We start from the raw sequence: 8,292 nt of genomic DNA, 5'->3' as shown, positions 1-8,292 counted from the left end.
AAGAGACAGGCGTGACGGTCTCCGGGTCGCCGGGGTCCGCCTGGTAGGCCTTGAGGAGGTTGGCGCGGCCGGTGTCGGCCTCGCCGCCCTTGATCTGCAGCACGCCCGCCATGCGCAGGGCGGCCTTGTCCTCTGGCTGGACCTGGAGCGCGCCCATCACTTCTTCGAGCGCCTTCTTGTCCTTGTTCTGCGCCGCGTAGACGCGGGCCAGGAGGAGGCGGGGATCGGCTGCGGTCGGGTGCGCCTTGACGCCCTTCTTGCAGACGACCATCGCTTCCATGAAGCGGCCCAGGTCGAGGTACGCCTCCGCCAGGGGCTTGTACGCATCCGAAGAGGGGTCGGAAGCGAACGAATGTTCAAGCTTCGCGAGGTCGGTGGGGCTCAACGTCTTCGATGGGGAGGTGGACATGAACCAGAAGGGGGCCCGGAATGGCCGGGAAGGATGCGGTACCGAAAGGCGGTTTTTATGGCATCCACAGTGCGGCACGTCAATCGCAGGGTTGGTGCCGGAAACGAGCTGCTTGACAGCAAGGTAAGGCTCCGGTACTAGCCCCATCACTTCGCGGGACCCAACCCCCGCGAGGCGCAGCAGGCAGCCTGTAGTCCCCGATGTGGGGGTGTAGCTCAGTTGGGAGAGCGTCGCGTTCGCAATGCGAAGGTCGTCGGTTCGATCCCGTCCACCTCCACCATGAAGAAACGAAGGGCCTCACGGGAAACCGTGAGGCCCTTTGCATTTCAGGCCATTGGCGAATTGCAAAGGCTTCCGGCTTTGTTATCCGGGGCCGATGACCGACCCGTCCGCCTCCCTGTCGTTCTTCGCCCGCTTCTGGCTCGCCTGGCTGTGCTTCTGGCGCTGCCTCGTGTCCCGCGAATTCGCGCAGGCCGTGCTGCCGACCAGCCGCGCCTATGACGCCGGCCAGCTCAAGGAGCTCCCGTCCGGGGACACGCAGGCCCCGCCGCCCGTGAAGACTCCGGCCGTCCAGGCCCCCGTGGCGCCCCCTCCCCTGGCTCCGGAGCGCGAGCACGCCAGCGCCCTGTCGCTGTTGGCCATGCTCCAGCGCGAGGGCCGGTTCCTGGACTTCGTGCAGGAGAACGTCGCGGCCTTCCCGGACGCGGACGTGGGCGCGGCGGCCCGCATCGTCCACGAGGGCTGCCGCAAGGTGGTGCACCAGTACCTCACGCTCCAGCCGGTGCTGCCGCAGGGCGAGGGCGACAAGGTGACGGTGCCCCCGGGCTTCGACGCTCAGCGCATCCGGCTCACGGGCAACGTCGCCGGCCAGCCCCCCTACGGCGGCACGCTCCGGCACCACGGCTGGGTGACCACGGAGGTGAAGTTCCCGTCCGTCTCCCCCGCCATGGAGCCGCGCGTGCTGGCGCCGGCGGAAGTCGAGCTCGCCTGACGCCCGCCCGGGCAGCAGGCGGCGCATCCTCCGAAGTCCCCTTCCCATCGAGGAACCACAAGGCCCCCTAGGGGGTTCCTGACCGATATGGCCCGATACGCAATCGGCATCGACCTGGGCACCACGCACTCCGCGGTGTCCTACTTCAACCTCGAGGACGGCAAGCCGCGCGGCCCCTCGCAGTCCATGCTGCCCGTGCCGCAGGTGACGGCGCCCGGGACCGTGGAAGCCCGTCCGCTGCTGCCCTCCTTCCTCTACCTCCCCAGCGCGCAGGAGTTCCCGGAGGGCAGCCTGGGCCTGCCGTGGAGTCAGGAGCCGGGCGTCATCGTGGGTGACTTCGCCCGCTCGCACGGGGCCAAGGTGCCCACGCGGCTGGTGTCCTCCGCGAAGAGCTGGCTGTCGCACCCGGGCGTGGACCGGCGCTCGGCGCTCCTGCCCTGGCAGGCGCCGGAGGAGGTGCAGCGCGTGTCGCCGCTGGATGCGTCCGCGCGCTACCTGCGCCACCTGAAGGAGGCGTGGGACCACACCTTCGCTCGGGCGCAGGAGGAGTCCGGCAACGCGCTGTCCCAGCAGGAGGTCATCGTCACCGTCCCGGCGTCCTTCGACGCGGCGGCGCGCGACCTGACGCTGGAGGCCGCGAAGGCGGCGGGCATCGAGCACATCACGCTGCTCGAGGAGCCGCAGGCAGCGCTGTACGCGTGGCTGGAGGCGATGGGGGAGAACTTCCGCAAGCAGGTGCAGCCCGGGGAAGTGATTCTCGTGGTGGACGTGGGCGGCGGCACGTCCGACTTCTCCGTCATCACCGTGAAGGACCGCGAGGGCGACCTGGAGCTGCTGCGCGTGGCGGTGGGCGACCACATCCTCCTGGGCGGCGACAACATGGACCTCGCCCTGGCGCACACGCTCAACCAGCGGATGGCGGCGGAGGGCCGCAAGCTGGACGCGTGGCAGTTCAACGGCCTCACCTACGGGTGCCGGCAGGCGAAGGAGACGCTGTACGCGGACGCGTCCGTGGACCGGGTGCCCATCGCGATTCCCGGCCGGGGCTCGTCGCTCATTGGCGGCACGCTGCGCACGGAGCTGACGCGCGAGGAGCTGGACCGCGTCCTCACGGACGGCTTCTTCCCGGTGACGCAGGTGGCGGACCTGCCGCGCACCGCCCGGCGCACGGGCCTGGCGCAGATGGCGCTGCCGTACGCGCAGGATGCGGCGGTGACGAAGCACCTGGCGGCCTTCCTCACCCGGCAGGCGCAGGCGCTGGCGGCCAGCTCGGACTCGCCGGTGGACGTGACGGGCAAGGGCTTCCTGCACCCCACCGCGGTGCTCTTCAACGGCGGCGTCTTCAAGGCCGGACCGCTGAAGGGCCGCGTGATGGAGGTCCTCAACCAGTGGCTCGCGTCGGAAGGGGCGCCTCCGGCGAAGGAGCTGGAGGGGGCGGACCTGGACCTCGCGGTGGCGCGGGGCGCGGCGTACTACGGCTGGGTGCGCCAGGGCCACGGCCTGCGCATCCGCGGCGGCACGGCGCGCGCGTACTACGTGGGCGTGGAGACGGCGATGCCCGCGGTGCCGGGCATGGAGCCGCCGGTGAAGGCGCTGTGCGTCGCGCCCTTCGGGATGGAGGAAGGGACGCAGGCGGACGTGCCGCCGCAGGAGTTCGGACTCGTCACCGGTGAGCCCACCAGCTTCCGCTTCTTCGCGTCGTCCGTGCGGCGTGACGACCGGGTGGGCGAGATGCTGGAGGACGTGGAGTCGGAGCTGGCGGCGGGAGGACTGGAGGAGGTGGCGCCCATTGAGACGACGCTGCCCGGACAGGCCACGCCGTTTGGCGACCTGACCCCGGTGAACCTCCAGGCGGCGGTGACGGAGGTGGGCACGCTGGAGCTGCGGTGCCTGGAGAAGAACGGCTCCGGACGCTGGAAGCTGGAGCTCAACGTGCGCATGAAGGAGTAGAAGGGGCCCCGCACACCGGAGGCGTATGCGAATCGTCGGCATCGACCTGGGCACCACCCATTGCGCGGTGGCATCCGTGGATCCAGGCAGGGGCGCGGGGGCGCCCGTCGAGGACTTCCCCCTGCCCCAGCTCGTCCGCCAGGGCGAGGTGGCCCCGCGCGCCCTCCTGCCGTCCACCGTCTACGTCCCCGCCGGCCACGAGCTGGCCCCGGAGGTGCTGCGCCTGCCCTGGGGCGATGACGGCGGCCCGTACGTGGTGGGCGAGCTGGCCCGCTGGCAGGGCGCGCGCGTGCCCGGCCGGCTCGTGGCCTCCGCCAAGAGCTGGCTGTGCCACCCGGGCGTGGACCGCTCCGCGCCCATCCTCCCGTGGGGCGCGCCCGCGGACGTGCAGAAGCTGTCCCCGGTGGACGCGTCCGCCCTGCTCCTCACCCACATGGCCCGGGCGTGGGACCACGCCCACCCGGACGAGCCGCTGGCGAAGCAGGAGGTGGTCATCACCGTCCCCGCTTCGTTCGACGAGGCGGCGCGCGCCCTCACTGTGAGCGCGGCGCGCAAGGCGGGGCTGGAGAAGTTCACCCTGCTGGAGGAGCCGCAGGCGGCCTTCTACGACTACACCGCGCGCCACCGCTCGGACCTGGAGCAGACGCTGGCCCAGGTGCGGCTGGTGCTGGTGGTGGACGTGGGCGGCGGCACCACGGACTTCACGCTGGTGCACGCGGGCGTGTCGCCGGAAGGGCCCATGCTGCGGCGGCTGGCGGTGGGCGACCACCTGATGCTGGGCGGCGACAACATGGACGCGGCGCTCGCGCGGCGCATGGAGGAGAAGCTCACCCAGAACGGCCGGCGCCTGTCCGCGACGCAGTGGACGCAGGCCATCCAGGCCGCGCGCACCGCGAAGGAGGAACTGCTGGGGCGCGCGCCTCCAGAGAAGTACGGCATGTCGCTCATCGGCGAGGGCAGCCGGCTCCTGGGCGGCACGCTGTCCACGGAGCTGGGCCGCGACGAGGCGCACGCGCTGGTGCTGGACGGCTTCTTCCCCCTGTCTCCTCCCGAGGAGCGACCCCGGCGCTCGGCGCGCATGGCGCTCCAGGAGCTGGGCCTGCCGTACGTGCAGGACCCCGCCGTCACCCGGCACCTGGCGGCCTTCCTCTTCCAGCACGCGGCGGCGGGCTTCGCGGCGCTGGGCGAGACGCCGTCGCACGAGGGCGCCCTGCCCCGCCCCGACGCCATCCTGCTCAACGGCGGCGTCTTCAACTCACCGCAGATCTCCGCGCGGCTGGTGGACGCGCTGTCCGCGTGGTGGCCGCAGGCGCCGCGCATCCCGCTCTTGAAGCACGAGTCGCTGGAGCTCGCGGTGGCGCGGGGGGCCGCGTACTACGGGCTGGTGCGGCGCGGGCACGGCCTGCGCATCGGCGGCGGCGCGGCGCGGGCGTACTACGTGGGCCTGCAGCGCGGCGCGGACAGCACGGAGCAGCCCACGCTGTGCCTCATCCCCCGCGGCTTCGAGGAGGGCCAGAAGGTGGACCTGGGCGAGCGCCCCTTCACGCTCACCCTGGGCCGGCCGGTGCAGTTCACGCTTTTCTCCACGACGAGCGACCGCATCGACAAGCCGGGGGACCTGGTGCCGCTGGCGGAGGACCTGAAGCCCCTGCCGCCCATCCACACGCTGCTCAAGGGCGCGGCGGGCAAGGTCACGGAGGTCCCGGTGCACCTGCAGGCGGCGCTCACGGAGATTGGCACGCTGGAGCTGTTCTGCGTGTCGGACGTCGCGGACGAGCGCTGGCGCCTGGAGTTCGAGCTGCGCGGCACCGGCGGCTCGCACGAGCTGACCGTCACCGAGTCCATGCCCGCGCGCTTCGCCGAGGCGAAGGACAACGTGGAGCGCGTCTACGGCAACAAGCCGCTGCCCCTGGGGCCCAAGGACGTGAAGCAGCTGTCGCGCACGCTGGAGAAGGTGCTGGGCCCGCGCGACACGTGGCGCGTGCCGGTGCTGCGCGAGCTGTGGAGCACGCTGTACGCGGGCGCGAGCAAGCGCCGCCGCTCGGATGACCACGAGCGCGTCTTCTACAGCCTCACCGGCTTCTGCCTGCGCCCCGGCTTCGGCTACCCGCTGGACGGCTGGCGCGCGGAGCAGACCTTCAGCCTCTTCGACGCGCTGGTGCAGCACCACCAGGACAAGGCGGTGTGGACGGAGTTCTGGGTGATGTGGCGCCGCATCGCCGGCGGCCTCACCGAAGCGCAGCAGCAGAAGCTGTACGGCTACCTCCAGCCGCACCTCTCCCGCCGCGTGCCCCCGGACGCGCCCACGCAGGGCGGCAAGTTGAAGGGAATCCAACCGGAAGGGTTGGACGAGATGATCCGCACCGTCGCCTCGCTGGAGCACCTGGTGCCGGGCGACAAGGCGGAGGTGGGCCGGTGGATCGCCGCGCGCCTGAAGGCCGAGTCCCGCTCCGGTGGCCCGTGGGCGTGGGCCCTGGGCCGGCTGGGCGCGCGCGTGCCGCTCTACGGCAGCAGCCACAAGGTCGTGGACGTGGAGACGGCGGAGGCGTGGCTGGAGCTGCTCTTGTCGTTGGATCTGCGCAAGGTGGATGGCGCGCCCTTCGCCGCCGCCCAGCTCGCGCGCCTCACCGGCGACCGCACGCGCGATCTGGATCCGGCGCTGCGCGAGCGCACCGCCCAGGCGCTGGTGGCAGCGAAGGCCGCGGACACCTGGGTGCGCATGGTGCGTGAGGTCGTGGCGCTGGAGGCGGCGGACGAAGCCCGGGCGCTTGGCGACACGCTGCCGGCGGGCCTGCGGTTGTCCTGACGGGAAGCGGGCCGTCCCTCCGTCATGGGGGGACGGCGGGCCTTGCGCGGATCCGTCCCGTGCCGGGCGCGAAGTGCGCGCCCCGGCAGGGCGGATCATCCAGGACCGGGGTTCAGACCGGGGCGGTGGCGGTCGCGTCGGCCGCCGGGGCATCGACGAGCGTCGGCGCCACGGGAGCCACGTCGAGCGGCACGGAGGCGACGACCTGGAGCACGGGCTCCACGGCGGCGGCGACGGGCACGCTGACGGTGACGGTGACGGCCTGGGACTCGTCCTTCTTCGGCTTCTTCGTGCCCGCGCCCGAGCGGCAGCCCCGGCACCACGGCTGGTTGCGGATGGCGCCGTCCGCCATCTTCCGCAGCCCGAACTGCGCCAGCGGCCTGAGCGTCTTGCACTTCAGACACATCAGCGAGATCAGCACCTCGTGGCCGTCGGCGTCGTAGACGGAGGACTTGCGCCGCTTGCGCGGCTGGCCCGGCTCCCGCGCCTCTTTCTTCTCGGGCGCAACGGGGACCATCATCGGGGTCACTTTGTAGAGCATCTCTTCTGTCCCTCCCACGCACGGGCGCCCACTTGCTCGCGCGGGCTTTGGGGGCCGCGCCTGCAAGGGCTCTCGCGTGCCCTAGAGTAGGGAGGTTTCCCGCCGTTGGAAACTGATCCCAGGCCGAAAATTCGGCCCTGGACGCCTTCTGCTGATCTTCCGCTGGGTTGCGCCGCGATCCAGCCCCAGCGGATCAGCACGGAGAGAAAATTTCCAACGCCGGGCGCGCTTTTTCAGGGCTTCGGGTCCACGCAGGGCTCCGCTGCCTTCACCATGTGCACGCGCCCGAGCGCCGGGGGCTTCAGCGCGTTGCCGTGGGCGCGGCCGTACGCGATCAGCACCTCACGCAGGTCCTGCCCCTGCAACAGGTTGATACGTTCCTGTGGCAGCGTGGACGTCAGCGGTCCCACCCCGTCGCCGCCGCGCAGGAGGAAGTCCGGCACCGCGACCCGGTAGGTCCCCTTCGCCTTCAGCGGCTTGCCTCCCGGCAGCGTCACGCCCTGGAAGCGCTCCGGCCCGGGGCACGCGCCCAGCGTCACCTCCAGCCCGGACACCGCGAAGACGCCCTTGCGGCCGCCGTAGGCCAGCGACAGGAAGCGGCGCAATTCGTCCGCGCTCAGGTCCAGCACCGCGAGCGTGTTGTCGAAGGGCAGGATTTCATAGAGCTTCCCGAAGGTGAGCGGCCCCTGCGGCAGGTCCGCCCGGATGCCGCCCGCGTTCATCACCGCCGCGTCGGAGCGGGCCGCCTCCCGCATCGCGTCCGCGATGACGTTGCCCAGCGCGCTCTCGCCCTCGTACACCTGGGGCATGCGGGACTGGCTCTCCACGCCCACCGGGCGGCGCTGCTCCTCCTCCACGCGCGCCTCCGCGGGGGCCACCAGCGCCTCCACGCGGGCGTCCGGCGTCACCGGCTGGCCCAGGAACGTGGCCGGCACCAGCCGCACGTCCTTCGCGTCGCGCAGCTTCAGCGGATCACACGTCTTCAGCGTGGCCTCCACGGCCCCGCACACCGGGATGGCGGCCTGGATGCGCGTGCGCCCGGGCAGCACGCGGTGGGTCACCGGATCCACGAAGAGGTCCACCACGCCGAACGAGCGCGCCAGGCCCGTCGTCTCGATGACCGGCACGTCGCCGAAGAAGTGCCCCATGGGTTGGTGCGTGTGGCCCGCCACCACCGCGTCCACCGCGCCCTTCGGCAGCGCGTCCAGCACCGCGTAGATTTCGCCGTCGTCGCGCTCGCACCCGGACGTGTCGCGCGGGTTCGCCAGGTCCGTGCACTTGCCGCCCGCGTGTGCGATGGCGACCACCACCTCCGCGCCCTGCTCGCGCAGCGACGTCGCGGCCTCCCTCGCGGCGTCGGCCAGGGACTGGAACCTGAGGCTGGCGACGTTCGCGGGGTTGGTGGTCTGCGGCGTGGACAGCGTGGACAGGCCCAGCAGGCCCACCTTCACGCCCTTCACAGTGACGACCGTGGTGCCGTCATTGCCCAGCCACGCCGGGTGGCGGCCGTCCTTCTCGCGGACGTTGGCGGACAGGAAGGGGAACTTCGCCTGCGCCACGCGGGCCTTGAGCGCGCCCAGCGGGTCCTCGTCCGG

At 71.9% G+C, this 8,292-nt stretch carries 6 protein-coding genes and 1 tRNA gene; 4 read left to right on the top strand and 3 right to left on the bottom strand.

Features of this window, described 5'->3' with window-relative positions:
• Positions 1-409: tetratricopeptide repeat protein (locus D7W81_RS37290; RefSeq protein WP_368773757.1), on the bottom strand; the 409-nt coding region annotated here is incomplete at its 3' end.
• A gap of 204 nt (positions 410-613) precedes the next feature.
• Between D7W81_RS37290 and D7W81_RS37285 the strand changes: the two genes are divergently transcribed.
• From D7W81_RS37285 to D7W81_RS37270, 4 genes are all read left to right on the top strand, one after another.
• Positions 614-689: transfer RNA gene (locus D7W81_RS37285), tRNA-Ala, on the top strand.
• Between the two features lie 96 nt (positions 690-785).
• Positions 786-1,400 carry a DUF2760 domain-containing protein gene (locus tag D7W81_RS37280; protein ID WP_120560134.1) on the top strand — a complete coding sequence of 205 codons (615 nt, stop codon included), beginning with the start codon at positions 786-788 and terminating at the stop codon, positions 1,398-1,400.
• An 87-nt stretch (positions 1,401-1,487) separates the two neighbouring features.
• The gene (locus tag D7W81_RS37275) at positions 1,488-3,350 is read left to right on the top strand and encodes an Hsp70 family protein (RefSeq protein ID WP_120560133.1); all 1,863 of its coding nucleotides are present in this window, start codon (positions 1,488-1,490) and stop codon (positions 3,348-3,350) included.
• Between the two features lie 25 nt (positions 3,351-3,375).
• Positions 3,376-6,156 (top strand): Hsp70 family protein, encoded by a 2,781-nt coding sequence (locus D7W81_RS37270; RefSeq protein WP_120560132.1) that lies wholly within the window; start codon positions 3,376-3,378, stop codon positions 6,154-6,156.
• Between the two features lie 112 nt (positions 6,157-6,268).
• On the opposite strand, the gene D7W81_RS37265 is transcribed toward D7W81_RS37270, so the two are convergent.
• Complete coding sequence (locus tag D7W81_RS37265; RefSeq protein WP_120560131.1) at positions 6,269-6,697, bottom strand: hypothetical protein; 429 nt, start codon at positions 6,695-6,697, stop codon at positions 6,269-6,271.
• Positions 6,698-6,930: 233 nt separating this feature from the next.
• On the bottom strand, positions 6,931-8,292 hold a 1,362-nt coding region (locus D7W81_RS37260; RefSeq protein WP_120560130.1), incomplete at its 5' end, for a bifunctional metallophosphatase/5'-nucleotidase.

The sequence above is a fragment of the Corallococcus aberystwythensis genome (assembly GCF_003612165.1).
Classification (GTDB): domain Bacteria; phylum Myxococcota; class Myxococcia; order Myxococcales; family Myxococcaceae; genus Corallococcus; species Corallococcus aberystwythensis.
The sequence above is the reverse complement of the archived record's forward strand: the minus strand, read 5'-3'. Positions and strand labels throughout refer to the sequence as shown.